Annotated in this window: 12 protein-coding genes and 5 pseudogenes; 15 read left to right on the top strand and 2 right to left on the bottom strand. The window is 44.8% G+C overall.

Translation table 11 applies throughout. From position 1 onward, the window contains the following. Position 1: 1 nt before the first annotated feature. From PMEL_RS09805 to PMEL_RS09795, 3 pseudogenes are all read left to right on the top strand, one after another. A pseudogene (locus PMEL_RS09805) lies at positions 2 to 1,095 on the top strand (AAA family ATPase). Positions 1,096 to 1,098: 3 nt separating this feature from the next. Further along, positions 1,099 to 2,215, top strand: a pseudogene (locus PMEL_RS09800) (DUF6371 domain-containing protein). A gap of 282 nt (positions 2,216 to 2,497) precedes the next feature. Further along, positions 2,498 to 3,901: pseudogene (locus PMEL_RS09795) on the top strand (mobilization protein). Between the two features lie 94 nt (positions 3,902 to 3,995). On the opposite strand, the pseudogene PMEL_RS09790 reads toward PMEL_RS09795, so the two are convergent. Further along, positions 3,996 to 4,962: pseudogene (locus PMEL_RS09790) on the bottom strand (CfxA family broad-spectrum class A beta-lactamase). Between the two features lie 255 nt (positions 4,963 to 5,217). Here PMEL_RS09790 and PMEL_RS09785 point away from each other — a divergent pair. From PMEL_RS09785 to PMEL_RS09745, 9 genes and pseudogenes are all read left to right on the top strand, one after another. Next, a complete protein-coding gene (locus tag PMEL_RS09785; protein WP_231999416.1) occupies positions 5,218 to 5,412 on the top strand; it encodes a hypothetical protein in 195 nt (64 codons plus the stop codon). Between the two features lie 395 nt (positions 5,413 to 5,807). Beyond that, entirely contained in the window at positions 5,808 to 5,960 is a 153-nt protein-coding gene (locus PMEL_RS12505) for a leucine-rich repeat protein (RefSeq protein ID WP_197715126.1), read from the top strand. 297 nt (positions 5,961 to 6,257) lie between these two features. Next, a complete protein-coding gene (gene tnpA, locus PMEL_RS09775) occupies positions 6,258 to 7,193 on the top strand; it encodes a transposon Tn4555 protein TnpA (protein ID WP_004292844.1) in 936 nt (311 codons plus the stop codon). A 141-nt stretch (positions 7,194 to 7,334) separates the two neighbouring features. Continuing rightward, complete coding sequence (locus PMEL_RS09770) at positions 7,335 to 8,453, top strand: tyrosine-type recombinase/integrase (protein ID WP_004338318.1); 1,119 nt, start codon at positions 7,335 to 7,337, stop codon at positions 8,451 to 8,453. A gap of 247 nt (positions 8,454 to 8,700) precedes the next feature. Next, positions 8,701 to 9,558, top strand: coding sequence for a transposon Tn4555 protein TnpC (gene tnpC / locus PMEL_RS09765; RefSeq protein ID WP_004339687.1), 858 nt, complete (start codon positions 8,701 to 8,703; stop codon positions 9,556 to 9,558). Between the two features lie 199 nt (positions 9,559 to 9,757). After that, the gene (locus tag PMEL_RS09760) at positions 9,758 to 10,132 is read left to right on the top strand and encodes an excisionase family DNA-binding protein (RefSeq protein WP_004338328.1); all 375 of its coding nucleotides are present in this window, start codon (positions 9,758 to 9,760) and stop codon (positions 10,130 to 10,132) included. Positions 10,133 to 10,137: 5 nt separating this feature from the next. Then, a complete protein-coding gene (locus PMEL_RS09755) occupies positions 10,138 to 11,235 on the top strand; it encodes an AAA family ATPase (RefSeq protein WP_004348225.1) in 1,098 nt (365 codons plus the stop codon). Positions 11,236 to 11,238: 3 nt separating this feature from the next. Further along, positions 11,239 to 12,354 carry a DUF6371 domain-containing protein gene (locus PMEL_RS09750; protein ID WP_004292742.1) on the top strand — a complete coding sequence of 372 codons (1,116 nt, stop codon included), beginning with the start codon at positions 11,239 to 11,241 and terminating at the stop codon, positions 12,352 to 12,354. 282 nt (positions 12,355 to 12,636) lie between these two features. Beyond that, positions 12,637 to 14,039: pseudogene (locus tag PMEL_RS09745) on the top strand (mobilization protein). A gap of 92 nt (positions 14,040 to 14,131) precedes the next feature. Here PMEL_RS09745 and PMEL_RS09740 read toward each other — a convergent pair. Then, positions 14,132 to 15,097: a CfxA family broad-spectrum class A beta-lactamase gene (locus tag PMEL_RS09740; RefSeq protein WP_004339683.1), complete on the bottom strand. Its 966-nt coding sequence runs from the start codon at positions 15,095 to 15,097 to the stop codon at positions 14,132 to 14,134. 254 nt (positions 15,098 to 15,351) lie between these two features. Here PMEL_RS09740 and PMEL_RS09735 point away from each other — a divergent pair, with 254 nt between their 5' ends. The 3 genes from PMEL_RS09735 to tnpA (PMEL_RS09725) all read left to right on the top strand — a co-directional run bounded on the left by PMEL_RS09735 (position 15,352) and on the right by tnpA (PMEL_RS09725) (position 17,326). Then, complete coding sequence (locus tag PMEL_RS09735; protein WP_004356044.1) at positions 15,352 to 15,573, top strand: hypothetical protein; 222 nt, start codon at positions 15,352 to 15,354, stop codon at positions 15,571 to 15,573. A gap of 367 nt (positions 15,574 to 15,940) precedes the next feature. Continuing rightward, complete coding sequence (locus tag PMEL_RS12500; protein ID WP_197715125.1) at positions 15,941 to 16,093, top strand: leucine-rich repeat protein; 153 nt, start codon at positions 15,941 to 15,943, stop codon at positions 16,091 to 16,093. A gap of 297 nt (positions 16,094 to 16,390) precedes the next feature. Next, on the top strand, positions 16,391 to 17,326 hold the full coding sequence (gene tnpA / locus PMEL_RS09725) for a transposon Tn4555 protein TnpA (protein WP_004292844.1): 936 nt from the start codon (positions 16,391 to 16,393) through the stop codon (positions 17,324 to 17,326). The last annotated feature ends 7 nt before the right edge of the window (positions 17,327 to 17,333 follow it).

The raw sequence follows: 17,333 nt of genomic DNA, 5'->3' as shown, positions 1-17,333 counted from the left end.
TATGGAAGAGGATAAGAACTATATCAACCTGATACGTGGCGACCTCACAAAAGCATCCCAAGCGCATAACGGTATGCCCGACAGTGTAGGCATGATGAATATCAAGACGGCAAACCAAACCATTCTTGAAGCATCGTTATTGCCTACGCCCGTGCGCTGTGGGACAGCTTTTGGTACGAGGGGGAACTCTCCTGCTTGTTTGCCGATTCCAACGTGGGCAAGTCCATCCTTGCCGTGCAGATAGCCGACCGCATCGCCCGAACCGACAATGTGCTGTATCTGGACTTTGAACTGTCGAAAAGCAGTTCCAGCTCCGCTATACCAACGAGCATGGAGAGCTCTACACCTTTCCCGACAAACTCTATCGGGTGTCTATTGACTGCAACCAGCTTTTGGATGCCAACTTTGAGGAAGCTATCATAGGCGGCATTGAACAGATGGCTGTGCAGACCGACTGCAAGATTTTCATCATTGACAATCTTACCTACCTGTGTTGCGCCATGGAGAAAGGCGATGCCGCAGGACGGCTGATGATTCAGCTGAACAATCTCAAAAAGAGATATGCGCTCTCTATCCTTGTCCTAGCACATACGCCCAAACGCTCTTTGGATTGTCCCATCACATCCAACGACCTTGCCGGAAGCAAACGGCTCTACAATTTCTTTGACAGCGTGTTCACCATTGGAAAAAGTGCCCAAGACGGAGGGCTTCGCTATGTGAAGCAGCTTAAAGTGCGCTATGGCACGTTCTCTCATGATGCGGATAATGTAATCGTTTACGAGATTGACAAGGTGGATGCTTTCTTGCAGTTCGTGTTCAGGGGCTATTCCACGGAAAAGGAACACTTGAAAAAATTGGGCGACAATGAATCAAGCCAAAGGGATTGCCAAATTCTGCAACTCTCCCAATCGGGCAAGTCCGTCAGGGAGATAGCCTCACAGGTGAATTGTGGCAAGTCCACGTAAACCGTATCATCCAGCGCAGCAAAGAGAGTAAAAACGCAGGTGTCCCAAGTGTCCCACTGTCCCAACCTTAGAGTGTGGGACAATGGGACAGGATGGGACAGCCGACAATCAACCATCAAAAACGGACTAAGCTATGGGCAATTATTCATTACAGAGTATAAAGGAACGGCAACACGGCATACCTGCCCAAATGCGGAGACAGGCATTCTTTCGTCTATTACGTGGACGAAAATAATGTGCCGTTGCATCCATCGGTCGGCAGATGTAACCACGAAAGCGGTTGTGGGTATCACTACACTCCGAAAGAGTATTTTCAAGAGCATCCTGAAACAGAACTACCAATGATTTCTCTTTTGACAGGCAAAGAGCAGAGCAGCAGAGAAAGTGAAGCAGCAAAGTAAGCCGACAGCCATCGGCTATATTCCCCTCACTATGTGGAGAAGTCGCAAAGCGAGCGTAGCAATTTCTTCCGTTTCCTCTTCACACTCCTTACTTCCTACTATGGCGACAAGGCGAAAGAGGTGTTGAAGCGGTTGTTGGAGGAATACCGTTTGGGGGCTACCCGTGACGGCTCTGTTATCTTTGGCAGATAGACAGGACGGGCAAGGTACGCACGGGAAAGGTGATGCAGTACAATCCCGAAGACGGACACCGTATCAAGGGAGGACAGACATCGGCAGTGAACTGGATACACAGCATATTGAAAAAGCAGCGTGTGTTGGCAGAGGATTGGCAACTATCCCAATGCCTTTTCGGGGAACACTTGTTGAAAACGCATCCCGACAAGGTGGTGGTCTTGGTGGAATCCGAGAAGAGTGCCGTTATCGGTTCTGCTATCTTCCCCGATTATGTATGGCTGGCTACGGGTGGTAAGAGTCAGATTGAGAGAAGAGAAACTCCGTGTACTGTCAGGGCGAACCGTGCTTCTCTTTCCCGATGCCGATGCTTATGCCGAGTGGAAACAGCGAGCCGAGAGCATGTACTTTTGTAAGGTGGTGGTTTCGGACATCAATCGAAAGGAATGCCACCCCGAAACAAAAAGAAGCCCATATCGACATAGCCGATTGGATTATCTTTCAGATACGGGAGGGCAAGGTGATGAGTACAAGCCAACCACTTGGTCGAGGCTGAGAGAATCCTCCAGCGGATGATAGAGAAGAATCCCGTCCTGCAAAAACTGATAGACGATTTAGACCTTGTGCTGGTCGGTGCATCTCCAATCGGCAAACGATGATGAAAAACCTCCCTGACGGAGGAGAGCGGAAGCCGTAGGCTGGAGTTTGCAGACAATGGCTTTGCATTGATATAGCCCACTAATAACTACACGCTCCGCTTACGTAGTTGTGGGCTCTCCCGAGGGATTAGGGTTTTACCCTAATGACCCACTCAGGGCGTTTCTTCCCCTGAGAACCCAGAGCAAAGAGTGACCCTCTCTTTGCAATCTCCGCTTATGGGTTGCACCCCTAAGAACCCCATGCGTTTACGGACAGCGGAAAAGCAACAATAAAGTACAAACCAAAAAACAAGTATCTATGGCAACAAAATCAAGCATACATATCAAGCCCTGCAACATCGCATCGAGCGAGGCTCACAACAGGAGGACTGCCGAATACATGCGCCACATCGAGAGTCCAGAATCTATGTCGTTCCTGAACTATCCACCGATAACGAACAGTGGATAAATCCCGACTTCGGCAGTCCGGATTTGCGGATGCATTATGACAATATCAGACCAGATGGTAAAGGAAAAGACCGGACGTGCCATGCAGGAAAAGGAGCGTGAACGCAAAGGCAAGAACGGTAAAATAGTCAAGATTGCGGGATGCTCCCCATACGTGAAGGAGTGCTGCTTGTCAGGTCGGACACCACACTGGCAGACGTGCGTAAATTCGGTGAGGAGTGTCAAAGACGCTGGGGAATCACACCGCTGCAAATCTTCCTGCACAAGGATGAAGGGCATTGGGCTGAACGGTCAGCCGGAAGCGGAAGACAGGGAAAGCTTCAAAGTCGGGGACAGATGGTTCAAGCCGAACTATCATGCCCATATCGTTTTCGACTGGATGAACCACGAAACAGGAAAGAGCCGAAAGCTCAATGACGATGACATGATGCAGATGCAGACCCTTGCATCCGACATCCTGCTCGATGGAACGCGGGCAGTCAAAGGCTGTCACTGGTAAGGAGCATCTTGAACGGAACGACTTTATCATTGAGAAGCAGAAAGCTGAACTGCAACGCATGGATGCAGCAAACGGCACAAAGAAGAACAGATAAATCTTGCCGAGGCAGGAACTGAAACAGGTGAAATCAGAAATACGCACTGACAAGTTAAAGAAGACAGCCACCACGGCAGCGACAGCCATAACTAGTGGAGTTGCTTCTCTTTTCGGGAGTGGAAAACTGAAAGAACTGGAACGTGCAACGAAAAACTGCAAGACGAGGTTTCAAAACGGAACACCAATATTGAAAAATTGCAGAGCCAAGTACAGCAGATGCAAGAAACAGCATGATACGCAAATCCACAATCTCAGAGAAATGCACAGGCAGGAACTTGACATGAAAGAAAAAGAACTGTCACGGCTCGCCAGAATCATAGACAAGGCTTTCAGGTGGTTTCGATGTTTCAGGGAAATGCTGCGCATTGGAAAAGTTTTGTGCCATGCTGGGATTCTCTAAAGAAATGACTGAAAGTCTTATAGTCAAAAAAGAAGCCCTGAAATGTAGCGGTAAAATCTATTCCGAGCAACACAGGCGGAACTTTGATATAAAGGATGATATTTTAAGGTGGAAAATGACCCTGACGATGAAAGCAGGCTGAACCTGACAATAAACAGGAGCCGATTGCCGACTGGTTCAGGGAGCAATGGCACAGGCTTAGATATGGAGCAAGAGTGCCGCAACAGGAAGAAAGAAAAAGTAGAGGATTCAAATTATAATAGAAGCAATTTGATTAGTAATCTAAAAAGCACTCCGATAACGATTAGAGTGCTTTTAGATTGTTTATCATTAATTATCAAAGCAAGTGCAGTTTTAAGATTTTACTGAAGTTTGCATTAATAAAGAATATACTACAGCTGATATATGCGCAACATATTGTGACGCTTGTGATTCATTTCCTTGAAATCCTTAACAAATACCGCTAAGGTATAACTGATATTATTAGGCAGACATATATAGGCAACATCATTGTGAGCTGCAAGAACACCATTTTCATTAACATAACCTGAACCTTCTTATGCGCTATAACAACCCCTTCTTTATCAAGAAGTGGAGCTGCTATCCTATCTACACCTGTTTGCATTCTTTTAACGTATTCTTAATGAAACTTTGTTTCTCATCATCGATAAGACCTTCAGTAAACAAACGATTCATCAACATTGCAGCACCAAGAGGAGATGTTAGTTAGAGTAAGCCTTGTTATGGTCAGCCGACATTTCCTCTTCCGTATAAGCTATCTGAAAACTTGAACGAGGAATGAGTGTGGCTATAAAACTATCTGTTTGAGCGACATTAACCATATCCTTAAACATAAGGTTGCTTGCATTGTTGTCACTCTGCAGTAAGAGTATAACGCAGCAAATCTCTCACTGTCAATGATATGACTGGCCCCTGAATAATCTTTCAGCATAGGATCCAAGTCTTTGGGTCAAGTTTATCCCTATTTATATTTTACTAAGGTATCAAGTGAAATTCCTTTATTGTCAAAGTCATTACAAAGAGCTAATGCCTGATGGAACCTTAAACACACTCATCATAGGATAAACACTCTTATTATTGACCTTAACCGTATCTCTGTTATTAACAATAACCGCCACACCAATTTCGCCAGGACAAGCTGAGACAATTTGAGAAATGCTATCAGTCAAAACATTTGTTTAAAGGAGGATTTGCGCTATCTTTTGTTCGCTGATTTATGGAACAATGAAAATACCAAGATGAAAATGCAAACTAAAGCTATACTCAAAACTACGATTTGTTTTTTTCTGTTTTTTTCCATGTTTATATTATTTATATTTGTTTGACGAGAATATCTTTATTTGCCGACAAAGGTACATAACTTTACGGAAAAATATGTTTCTAAAATATATAAATAGACAGCTGTGGGGAAAATGTGGGGAAAAATTAGATAATTAAAAAGGCTAAATGACTGGAAATAATCACTTAGCCTTTTTAATCCGTACCCAGACCCGTACTTCGTAATTGCTGCGCCCATCATTCAAGACTGTCAAATCGGGTCTTTCCTGTCAAGCCAATGATGCCTATGCGTATGCCAAACACATGGATTACGGATTTCTCGTTCCGTGAACAAACACTTTATCCGCAACTCTGCTATGTGGTGTATTGGCTTAACTCCATTTCTATGGGCAACACTTTTGTTGCAGATTTCAAGCAGCTTTTATCGAAATACCCATCAGTAAGAAACTCGTTTATTAGGCTTTCCTCATAATTGGGAACAAGAGCCTTTGTGGAGATAAAATAATTGCCCTGTTTCTTAAAAAGCACTGGGGCAAACCAGCTCCGTCTTTAATTGTTTTCCAATAAATGGATTGTTTCAAGCCCTATAGAAAGAGAACAAAAATTCCTGTGTGAAAATTAATCTACGACAAGGAGCAAGCAAGGAGCAATATCAAACAAAAATCAATACCTTTGCAGTACATATGAGATAGACCAAAACAAAAGTGGAATATCGGAAACGAATAGCAAGGAAAAGAGAAGAAACGACCCAAGTTGATGTCCTTTTTGAGTTAATAATCAATAAAAGCGTTAAATCTTCACCTTTTAGAATGTGCAATTAAAAATAACAACCATATTTCTGACTTATTATCTATAAAATATTGAGTAATAATCGGTTGTAAATACTTCAATTGTAGCGCGCTAACTTCTGTAACCATTCCAAATAGTGTTACGACAATTGGAGAGTATGCTTTCGCTGGATGTATTTATAACCATAGAACAACCAAAACTAATCAGAAATATCCGAGTGTAAATCTTTAATTACCAGCATATTCTAAAATTTAACACTTTTCGGTTGCCATTTGTCGCTTCCCAAATTTCCACATATTTTTGAGACGTATTTCTGACGTGGAGAATTTGCGGGGCTTGTTTTTTGTCACACCGTGCAGACAGTTGACAAGGGTTTACAACCGTTTACGACAAGCGACAATAACCGCCCCGATATGCGGAAACAGTCACACTGTGTAGAAAAGCGACAATGGTTGACTTCCGTTCACATCCGTTTACCATTTCAGAGATATAGGATTGAAGAAATGAACCATTAAACGATAAAACGGTATGAAAGCAACCAGAAAATGCAGTTTTTGCGGCAAGTCCTTTGTAACCCGAAGCGGTATGCAAAGATATTGCAGTGAGGCTTGTCAGGCAGAAGCCAAACGAGCCAGAGTGATGCAGAAGAACAACCTCTTCAAAGTCGCCCAACCCTTGATGGAGATACAGCATCAGGAGTATCTCACCTTTTCCAAAGCAGCCATCCTCATGGGCTGTTCCCGACAGTACATTTACAAACTTGTAGCCATCGGCAAGCTGAAAGCCTCACGCATCAGCAACCGCATGGCATTCATCCGCAGAGCCGACATCGAGCAGATGTTGGAGGGCAATCCCTATCACCGCATCCTGCCCGGCAACACCTCCACACCAAGGAAATCATCTTCATCTTCCTTACCTGCCAAAAGAGAAAAAAGGGAAAAGGAAAGCGAAGAAGTGTTGGACTTCTATTCGGGCGAGGAGGTGATGTCCCTTTTTAAGGTAAAGCAGTCATGGCTTTACACTTCCGCCAAGCGTAACCATATCCCCATCTGCCGTATCGCAGGAAAGAACTATTACAGCAAGAAGCATATTGACGAGTTTTTCGGTGTGGCAGTTGATATTAGCGAAATTACCGACTGGCTACTGACCGAGGAGGTGGAGGAACTGTTCGGCATGAAGCCGACCGCACTCCGTGCCTACACCTATCGCCATAAGATACCCACTAAAAGAGAGTACGGGCGTACCTATTACTCCAAATCACATTTGAACGAACTCCGCAGAACTGACCTTGTGAACGATGAACGCTACTATACCGTTGAGCAGGTGCAGCAAATCTATGGTCTTTCGTCAGCCAACATCTGCCATATCGTCAAGGTGAAGCACATCGAAAAGATAAAGGTGGGTGTGAAAAACCTGCTTTTGCGCTCAGATGTGGAGCGTGTCATGGCTGAAAGGAACAAATAACCGTGAAAAATCGGGATTATCGAAAATTATTTCAAAATGATGTATCGTGGAGGTATTCACGGATATTTCACGTTGTTCCTTTGCCATCGGAAACATGGATACAACTCCAAAATGTATACAACCAATTAAAACATAATTATTATGAGTAAATGCAAAACAGTTACCTTGCGTAAGCGCAAGATTAAGAACGGGACACAGTATTCACTATGCCTTGACTACTATCCCGGCTACCGTGACAATGTCACCATGAGAGTGATTACACGTGAAGCCTTAGGAATTTACATCTTCGCCAAACCTGCAAACCAGCAGGAACGGGACTTCAACGCACGCATGATGAAGAAAGCGGTCATCCTGCGCAACCAGCGCTACGAAGCCATTTTCAATGAAAACAACGGCTTTTTTGACAAGACCAAGATGAAGGGCGATTTCCTTGCCTATTTCAAAGGACTGGCTGACCGCAAGAATATCAAGTGGCAGCACGTATACAAGCATTTCCAGCGGTTCGTGAACGGCAAATGCACCTTTGAGGAGGTGGATGTGGATTTGTGCCGCAAGTTCATGGAATACCTGCTTGATGCACCCCAATCCATCCACACCAACCAAAAGCTGCACATCAACTCCGCAGCAGGCTATTGGTCAACTTTCCGTGCCGTGCTGCACACCGCTTACCGTGACAGGAAGATAAAGGAGAACCCAAACGGCTTCTTAGACCGCATCGAGTGCATTCCCACCATCAGGGAGCATTTGAGCCAAGAGGAACTGATACGGCTTGCCGAAACACCCTGTGAGGAGGAGGTCTTGAAAAAAGCTTTTCTTTTCGCCTGTCTTACGGGACTGAGAAAGAGCGACATCAGACAGCTCACGTGGCAGCAGATACAACCATACACCAACGGCAGGATGTTCGTTACCACCCGTATGCAGAAAACCAAAGAAATAGTGCATAACCCCATCAGTGATGAAGCCTATGGACTGCTGGGAGAACGGGGCGAGGGACTTATCTTTGAGGATTTCAAGGACAAGATGCTGCAAGGACCACTCCAACGGTGGCTCACGGCAGCAGGGATAACCAAGAAAATCACCTTTCACTGTACCCGCCACAGCTTCGGAAGCCTGCACGTGGAAATGGGAACGGACATGGCTGTCATCCAAGCCTATCTCGGACATAAGAACATTACCACCACACAAATCTATTCCAAGATAGCAGCGCAGCAGATGTGTCAGGTGGTGGACAAGATAACCTTGAAGCGCAAGGAGGCATAAATGTCTCACATTGACAGGTATTCAGAGGGGCGGTTATGGCTACAAGGCTATAATCGCCCCTCTATGTTTTTGGCTTGATGCCACCATTTATAAGCCCCTCAGAGTATGAAACAGAGTATGATATGATGACATTTCGTGAAATACATTGAAAAAGACCGTTCTAACCGCAAATAACGGGCAGTAATTGGGAAAAATAGCATTAACTTTGCACAAAATAATACAGGAACATTCAATCTCTCAACGAAATATGGAATCATCAATCAAGGACAAATACATCATCTTGGGCTTTGTCGGCTTCGCCATCGTCCTAATATCTTCCATTGCCACGCTGGTAATAGCGGACAGCTTCAACCAAGACAACTTTGTCAGGTGGATAGTATTCGTATGCTGTAACCTGTTGGGATGGTTGCTCTATCTCTCCTTTCAGACACTTATCTTTGATACATACGAAATCTACAAAATCAAGTTCGGCAAGAAAGAAACGATTGCCGAAGCCATAGAGGTGCAGGAAGAACTGTCACAAAATACACTTGAAGAAGCCACATCTGTGCCTGGACCTACATCAGTCCCTGAGCCTGTACCCGAATCATCCCCGACAAAAGAAGAGACACTTATCCAAACACAACCGATAGAGCTTACTATCGCCCCGGATCTTCACGAAAAGAACCGTGCCAATTACGCAAGCAGAGAGCAACGGGAAAAGGAAGAGCGCATCCGCATGGTCATGGAGTATTGCCATTATTACCTGCCTCGCATTGCCGACCAAGAAACCGTGAACCACATCTGTACTGAGGTGGACAAATGGATGAATCTTAACACTTATACCCCGAAGCCCATACAAAGACCGTTTACCAAAGACATCAACAACATTCCACTCCGTCACTTCGTATGGAATATCTCTGAGCGTTTCCTGTACAAGAGATACTACAATGGGGATAACCGTGCCAAGTTCATCAAAGCCCTTTTCCCGAAATCGTTTGCTGATACAGACTTATCAACCATCAAGAATTTCAAGGTAGAGCCGTTAAAGACGGAAATTCCCATTGATGAACCCGAAAACGGCAAACTTGATTTCCACTATCCCGAGGATTATGTGCGGAATTAGGATAATCACGACACCAACGACAACCATCCGGTAACTCATAACCGCCTGTTTTACATCGTTTCCCGAGTAATTTTACCCGTCATTTATGGCTGGGCTTAATTATTCGGGAATTATTTTGCAATGACGTGTCGTGGAGATATTCACGGATATATCATTTCAGTCCTTTGCGCCAAGTCTTACAAAAGAGACGAGTACGCGAATGGAAAAATCAATTCTTACCTTCAACGACCTCCCCGAGGTTGTCGCTCAGCTTCGAGACGAAGTGATGAGCCTGAAAAGCCTGCTCGCCGAGCAGCGCAGTGTGAACAATGCCAAAACGGTGGACACCCACGTGCCCATGTCTGTGGACGAGGCAGCAGAGTATTTAGGTATCCCTAAGGGTACGCTCTACATGAAACTGTCAGAAGGGACAATCCCTGCCACCAAGCCCGGCAAACGCTATTGCCTTTACCGTGACGAACTGGACAAGTGGCTGGAAACCGCCCGAAAGAATCCCATACCGTTGTCAGACGAGGAACTGAACAAGTCCTTATCCTCTTCCCACCGTCGCAAGCCCAACCCACGTAACTGGTGAATGATATGGAAGAGGATAAGAACTATATCAACCTGATACGTGGCGACCTCACAAAAGCATCCCAAGCGCATAACGGTATGCCCGACAGTGTAGGCATGATGAATATCAAGACGGCAAACCAAACCATTCTTGAAGCATCGTTATTGCCTACGCCCCGTGCGCTGTGGGACAGCTTTTGGTACGAGGGGGAACTCTCCTGCTTGTTTGCCGATTCCAACGTGGGCAAGTCCATCCTTGCCGTGCAGATAGCCGACCGCATCGCCCGAACCGACAATGTGCTGTATCTGGACTTTGAACTGTCCGAAAAGCAGTTCCAGCTCCGCTATACCAACGAGCATGGAGAGCTCTACACCTTTCCCGACAAACTCTATCGGGTGTCTATTGACTGCAACCAGCTTTTGGATGCCAACTTTGAGGAAGCTATCATAGGCGGCATTGAACAGATGGCTGTGCAGACCGACTGCAAGATTTTCATCATTGACAATCTTACCTACCTGTGTTGCGCCATGGAGAAAGGCGATGCCGCAGGACGGCTGATGATTCAGCTGAACAATCTCAAAAAGAGATATGCGCTCTCTATCCTTGTCCTAGCACATACGCCCAAACGCTCTTTGGATTGTCCCATCACATCCAACGACCTTGCCGGAAGCAAACGGCTCTACAATTTCTTTGACAGCGTGTTCACCATTGGAAAAAGTGCCCAAGACGGAGGGCTTCGCTATGTGAAGCAGCTTAAAGTGCGCTATGGCACGTTCTCTCATGATGCGGATAATGTAATCGTTTACGAGATTGACAAGGTGGATGCTTTCTTGCAGTTCGTGTTCAGGGGCTATTCCACGGAAAAGGAACACTTGAAAAAATTGGGCGACAATGAATCAAGCCAAAGGGATTGCCAAATTCTGCAACTCTCCCAATCGGGCAAGTCCGTCAGGGAGATAGCCTCACAGGTGAATTGTGGCAAGTCCACCGTAAACCGTATCATCCAGCGCAGCAAAGAGAGTAAAAACGCAGGTGTCCCAAGTGTCCCACTGTCCCAACCCTTAGAGTGTGGGACAATGGGACAGGATGGGACAGCCGACAATCAACCATCAAAAACGGACTAAGCTATGGGCAATTATTCATTACAGAAGTATAAAGGAACGGCAACACGGCATACCTGCCCCAAATGCGGAGACAGGCATTCTTTCGTCTATTACGTGGACGAAAATAATGTGCCGTTGCATCCATCGGTCGGCAGATGTAACCACGAAAGCGGTTGTGGGTATCACTACACTCCGAAAGAGTATTTTCAAGAGCATCCTGAACACAGAACTACCAATGATTTCTCTTTTGACAGGCAAAGAGCAGAGCAGAAGAAAGTGAAGCAGCAAAGTAAGCCGACAGCCATCGGCTATATTCCCCCTCACTATGTGGAGAAGTCGCAAAGCGAGCGTAGCAATTTCTTCCGTTTCCTCTTCACACTCCTTACTTCCTACTATGGCGACAAGGCGAAAGAGGTGTTGAAGCGGTTGTTGGAGGAATACCGTTTGGGGGCTACCCGTGACGGCTCTGTTATCTTTTGGCAGATAGACAGGACGGGCAAGGTACGCACGGGAAAGGTGATGCAGTACAATCCCGAAGACGGACACCGTATCAAGGGAGGACAGACATCGGCAGTGAACTGGATACACAGCATATTGAAAAAGCAGCGTGTGTTGGCAGAGGATTGGCAACTATCCCAATGCCTTTTCGGGGAACACTTGTTGAAAACGCATCCCGACAAGGTGGTGGTCTTGGTGGAATCCGAGAAGAGTGCCGTTATCGGTTCTGCTATCTTCCCCGATTATGTATGGCTGGCTACGGGTGGTAAGAGTCAGATGAGAGAAGAGAAACTCCGTGTACTGTCAGGGCGAACCGTGCTTCTCTTTCCCGATGCCGATGCTTATGCCGAGTGGAAACAGCGAGCCGAGAGCATGTACTTTTGTAAGGTGGTGGTTTCGGACATCATCGAAAGGAATGCCACCCCGAAACAAAAAGAAGCCCATATCGACATAGCCGATTGGATTATCTTTCAGATACGGGAGGGCAAGGTGATGAGTACAGCCAACCACTTGGTCGAGGCTGAGAGAATCCTCCAGCGGATGATAGAGAAGAATCCCGTCCTGCAAAAACTGATAGACGATTTAGACCTTGTGCTGGTCGGTGCATCTCCAATCGGCAACGATGATGAAAAACCTCCCTGACGGAGGAGAGCGGAAGCCGTAGGCTGGAGTTTGCAGACAATGGCTTGCCATTGATATAGCCCACTATAACTACACGCTCCGCTTACGTAGTTGTGGGCTCTCCCGAGGGGATTAGGGTTTTACCCTAATGACCCACTCAGGGCGTTTCTCCCCTGAGAACCCAGAGCAAAGAGTGACCCTCTCTTTGCAATCTCCGCTTATGGGTTGCACCCCTAAGAACCCCATGCGTTTACGGACAGCGGAAAAGCAAACAATAAAGTACAAACCAAAAAACAAGTATCTATGGCAACAAAATCAAGCATACATATCAAGCCCTGCAACATCGCATCGAGCGAGGCTCACAACAGGAGGACTGCCGAATACATGCGCCACATCGGAGAGTCCAGAATCTATGTCGTTCCTGAACTATCCACCGATAACGAACAGTGGATAAATCCCGACTTCGGCAGTCCGGATTTGCGGATGCATTATGACAATATCAGACAGATGGTAAAGGAAAAGACCGGACGTGCCATGCAGGAAAAGGAGCGTGAACGCAAAGGCAAGAACGGTAAAATAGTCAAGATTGCGGGATGCTCCCCCATACGTGAAGGAGTGCTGCTTGTCAGGTCGGACACCACACTGGCAGACGTGCGTAAATTCGGTGAGGAGTGTCAAAGACGCTGGGGAATCACACCGCTGCAAATCTTCCTGCACAAGGATGAAGGGCATTGGCTGAACGGTCAGCCGGAAGCGGAAGACAGGGAAAGCTTCAAAGTCGGGGACAGATGGTTCAAGCCGAACTATCATGCCCATATCGTTTTCGACTGGATGAACCACGAAACAGGAAAGAGCCGAAAGCTCAATGACGATGACATGATGCAGATGCAGACCCTTGCATCCGACATCCTGCTGATGGAACGCGGGCAGTCAAAGGCTGTCACTGGTAAGGAGCATCTGGAACGGAACGACTTTATCATTGAGAAGCAGAAAGCTGAACTGCAACGCATGGATGCAGCCAAACGGCACAAAGAAGAACAGATAAATCTTGCCGAGCAGGAACTGAAACAGGTGAAATCAGAAATACGCACTGACAAGTTAAAGAAGACAGCCACCACGGCAGCGACAGCCATAACTAGTGGAGTTGCTTCTCTTTTCGGGAGTGGAAAACTGAAAGAACTGGAACGTGCCAACGAAAAACTGCAAGACGAGGTTTCAAAACGGAACACCAATATTGAAAAATTGCAGAGCCAAGTACAGCAGATGCAGAAACAGCATGATACGCAAATCCACAATCTCAGAGAAATGCACAGGCAGGAACTTGACATGAAAGAAAAAGAACTGTCACGGCTCGCCAGAATCATAGACAAGGCTTTCAGGTGGTTTCGATGTTCAGGGAAATGCTGCGCATGGAAAAGTTTTGTGCCATGCTGGGATTCTCTAAAGAAATGACTGAAAGTCTTATAGTCAAAAAAGAAGCCCTGAAATGTAGCGGTAAAATCTATTCCGAGCAACACAGGCGGAACTTTGATATAAAGGATGATATTTTAAGGGTGGAAAATGACCCTGACGATGAAAGCAGGCTGAACCTGACAATAAACAGGAAGCCGATTGCCGACTGGTTCAGGGAGCAATGGCACAGGCTTAGATATGGAGCAAGAGTGCCGCAACAGGAAGAAAGAAAAAGTAGAGGATTCAAATTATAATAGAAGCAATTTGATTAGTAATCTAAAAGCACTCCGATAACGATTAGAGTGCTTTTAGATTGTTTATCATTAATTATCAAAGCAAGTGCAGTTTAAGATTTTACTGAAGTTTGCATTAATAAAGAATATACTACAGCTGATATATGCGCAACATATTGTGACGCTTGTGATTCATTTCCCTTGAAATCCTTAACAAATACCGCTAAGGTATAACTGATATTATTAGGCAGACATATATAGGCAACATCATTGTGAGCTGCAAGAACACCATTTTCATTAACATAACCTGAACCTGTCTTATGCGCTATAACAACCCCTTCTTTATCAAGAAGTGGAGCTGCTATCCTATCTACACCTGTTTTGCATTCTTTTAACGTATTCTTAATGAAACTTTGTTTCTCATCATCGATAAGACCTTCAGTAAACAAACGATTCATCAACATTGCAGCACCAAGAGGAGATGTATAGTTAGAGTAAGCCTTGTTATGGTCAGCCGACATTTCCTCTTCCGTATAAGCTATCTGAAAACTTGAACGAGGAATGAGTGTGGCTATAAAACTATCTGTTTGAGCGACATTAACCATATCCTTAAACATAAGGTTGCTTGCATTGTTGTCACTCTGAGTAAGAGTATAACGCAGCAAATCTCTCACTGTCAATGATATGACTGGCCCTGAATAATCTTTCAGCATAGGACTCCAAGTCTTTGGGTCAAGTTTATCCCTATTTATATTTACTAAGGTATCAAGTGAAATTCCTTTATTGTCAAAGTCATTACAAAGAGCTAATGCCTGATGAACCTTAAACACACTCATCATAGGATAAACACTCTTATTATTGACCTTAACCGTATCTCTGTTATTAACAATAACCGCCACACCAATTTCGCCAGGACAAGCTGAGACAATTTGAGAAATGCTATCAGTCAAAACATTTGTTAAAGGAGGATTTGCGCTATCTTTTGTCGCTGATTTATGGAACAATGAAAATACCAAGATGAAAATGCAAACTAAAGCTATACTCAAAACTACGATTTGTTTTTTTCTGTTTTTTTCCATGTTTATATTATTTATATTTGTTTGACGAGAATATCTTTATTTGCCGACAAAGGTACATAACTTTACGGAAAAATATGTTTCTAAAATATATAAATAGACAGCTGTGGGGAAAATGTGGGGAAAAATTAGATAATTAAAAAGGCTAAATGACTGGAAATAATCACTTAGCCTTTTAATCCGTACCCAGACCCGTACTTCGTAATTGCTGCGCCCATCATTCAAGACTGTCAAATCGGGTCTTTCCTGTCAAGCCAATGATGCCTATGCGTATGCCAAACACATGGATTACGGATTTCTCGTTCCGTGAACAAACACTTTATCCGCAACTCTGCTATGTGGTGTATTGGCTTAACTCCATTTCTATGGGCAACACTTTTGTTGCAGATTTCAAGCAGCTTTTATCGAAATACCCATCAGTAAGAACTCGTTTATTAGGCTTTCCTCATAATTGGGAACAAGAGCCTTTGTGGAGATAAAATAATTGCCCTGTTTCTTAAAAAGCACTGGGGCAAACCAGCTCCGTCTTTAATTGTTTCCAATAAATGGATTGTTTCAAGCCCCTATAGAAAGAGAACAAAAATTCCTGTGTGAAAATTAATCTACGACAAGGAGCAAGCAAGGAGCAATATCAAACAAAAATCAATACCTTTGCAGTACATATGAGATAGACCAAAACAAAAGTGGAATATCGGAAACGAATAGCAAGGAAAAGAGAAGAAACGACCCAAGTTGATGTCCTTTTTGAGTTAATAATCAATAAAAGCGTTAAATCTTCACCTTTTAGAATGTGCAATTAAAAATAACAACCATATTTCTGACTTATTATCTATAAAATATTGAGTAATAATCGGTTGTAAATACTTCAATTGTAGCGCGCTAACTTCTGTAACCATTCCAAATAGTATTACGACAATTGGAGAGTATGCTTTCGCTGGATGTATTTATAACCATAGAACAACCAAAACTAATCAGAAATATCCGAGTGTAAATCTTTAATTACCAGCATATTCTAAAATTTAACACTTTTCGGTTGCCATTTGTCGCTTCCCAAATTTCCACATATTTTTGAGACGTATTTCTGACGTGGAGAATTTGCGGGGCTTGTTTTTTGTCACACCGTGCAGACAGTTGACAAGGGTTTACAACCGTTTACGACAAGCGACAATAACCGCCCCGATATGCGGAAACAGTCACACTGTGTAGAAAAGCGACAATGGTTGACTTCCGTTCACATCCGTTTACCATTTCAGAGATATAGGATTGAAGAAATGAACCATTAAACGATAAAACGGTATGAAAGCAACCAGAAAATGCAGTTTTTGCGGCAAGTCCTTTGTAACCCGAAGCGGTATGCAAAGATATTGCAGTGAGGCTTGTCAGGCAGAAGCCAAACGAGCCAGAGTGATGCAGAAGAACAACCTCTTCAAAGTCGCCCAACCCTTGATGGAGATACAGCATCAGGAGTATCTCACCTTTTCCAAAGCAGCCATCCTCATGGGCTGTTCCCGACAGTACATTTACAAACTTGTAGCCATCGGCAAGCTGAAAGCCTCACGCATCAGCAACCGCATGGCATTCATCCGCAGAGCCGACATCGAGCAGATGTTGGAGGGCAATCCCTATCACCGCATCCTGCCCGGCAACACCTCCACACCAAGGAAATCATCTTCATCTTCCTTACCTGCCAAAAGAGAAAAAAGGGAAAAGGAAAGCGAAGAAGTGTTGGACTTCTATTCGGGCGAGGAGGTGATGTCCCTTTTTAAGGTAAAGCAGTCATGGCTTTACACTTCCGCCAAGCGTAACCATATCCCCATCTGCCGTATCGCAGGAAAGAACTATTACAGCAAGAAGCATATTGACGAGTTTTTCGGTGTGGCAGTTGATATTAGCGAAATTACCGACTGGCTACTGACCGAGGAGGTGGAGGAACTGTTCGGCATGAAGCCGACCGCACTCCGTGCCTACACCTATCGCCATAAGATACCCACTAAAAGAGAGTACGGGCGTACCTATTACTCCAAATCACATTTGAACGAACTCCGCAGAACTGACCTTGTGAACGATGAACGCTACTATACCGTTGAGCAGGTGCAGCAAATCTATGGTCTTTCGTCAGCCAACATCTGCCATATCGTCAAGGTGAAGCACATCGAAAAGATAAAGGTGGGTGTGAAAAACCTGCTTTTGCGCTCAGATGTGGAGCGTGTCATGGCTGAAAGGAACAAATAACCGTGAA

This window comes from Prevotella melaninogenica, assembly GCF_003609775.1.
Taxonomy (GTDB): Bacteria; Bacteroidota; Bacteroidia; order Bacteroidales; family Bacteroidaceae; genus Prevotella; species Prevotella melaninogenica_A.
The sequence above is the reverse complement of the archived record's forward strand: the minus strand, read 5'-3'. Positions and strand labels throughout refer to the sequence as shown.

What these genes read in the sequence shown, in the direction of transcription:
- PMEL_RS09785 (WP_231999416.1), top strand. Translation starts at nt 5,218, where the DNA reads ATGATGCCTATGCGTATGCCAAACACATGGATTACGGATTTCTCGTTC.
- tnpA (WP_004292844.1), top strand. Translation starts at nt 6,258, where the DNA reads ATGAAAGCAACCAGAAAATGCAGTTTTTGCGGCAAGTCCTTTGTAACC.
- PMEL_RS09770 (WP_004338318.1), top strand. Translation starts at nt 7,335, where the DNA reads ATGAGTAAATGCAAAACAGTTACCTTGCGTAAGCGCAAGATTAAGAAC.
- tnpC (WP_004339687.1), top strand. Translation starts at nt 8,701, where the DNA reads ATGGAATCATCAATCAAGGACAAATACATCATCTTGGGCTTTGTCGGC.
- PMEL_RS09760 (WP_004338328.1), top strand. Translation starts at nt 9,758, where the DNA reads ATGGAAAAATCAATTCTTACCTTCAACGACCTCCCCGAGGTTGTCGCT.
- PMEL_RS09755 (WP_004348225.1), top strand. Translation starts at nt 10,138, where the DNA reads ATGGAAGAGGATAAGAACTATATCAACCTGATACGTGGCGACCTCACA.
- PMEL_RS09750 (WP_004292742.1), top strand. Translation starts at nt 11,239, where the DNA reads ATGGGCAATTATTCATTACAGAAGTATAAAGGAACGGCAACACGGCAT.
- PMEL_RS09740 (WP_004339683.1), bottom strand. Translation starts at nt 15,097, where the DNA reads ATGGAAAAAAACAGAAAAAAACAAATCGTAGTTTTGAGTATAGCTTTA.
- PMEL_RS09735 (WP_004356044.1), top strand. Translation starts at nt 15,352, where the DNA reads ATGATGCCTATGCGTATGCCAAACACATGGATTACGGATTTCTCGTTC.
- tnpA (WP_004292844.1), top strand. Translation starts at nt 16,391, where the DNA reads ATGAAAGCAACCAGAAAATGCAGTTTTTGCGGCAAGTCCTTTGTAACC.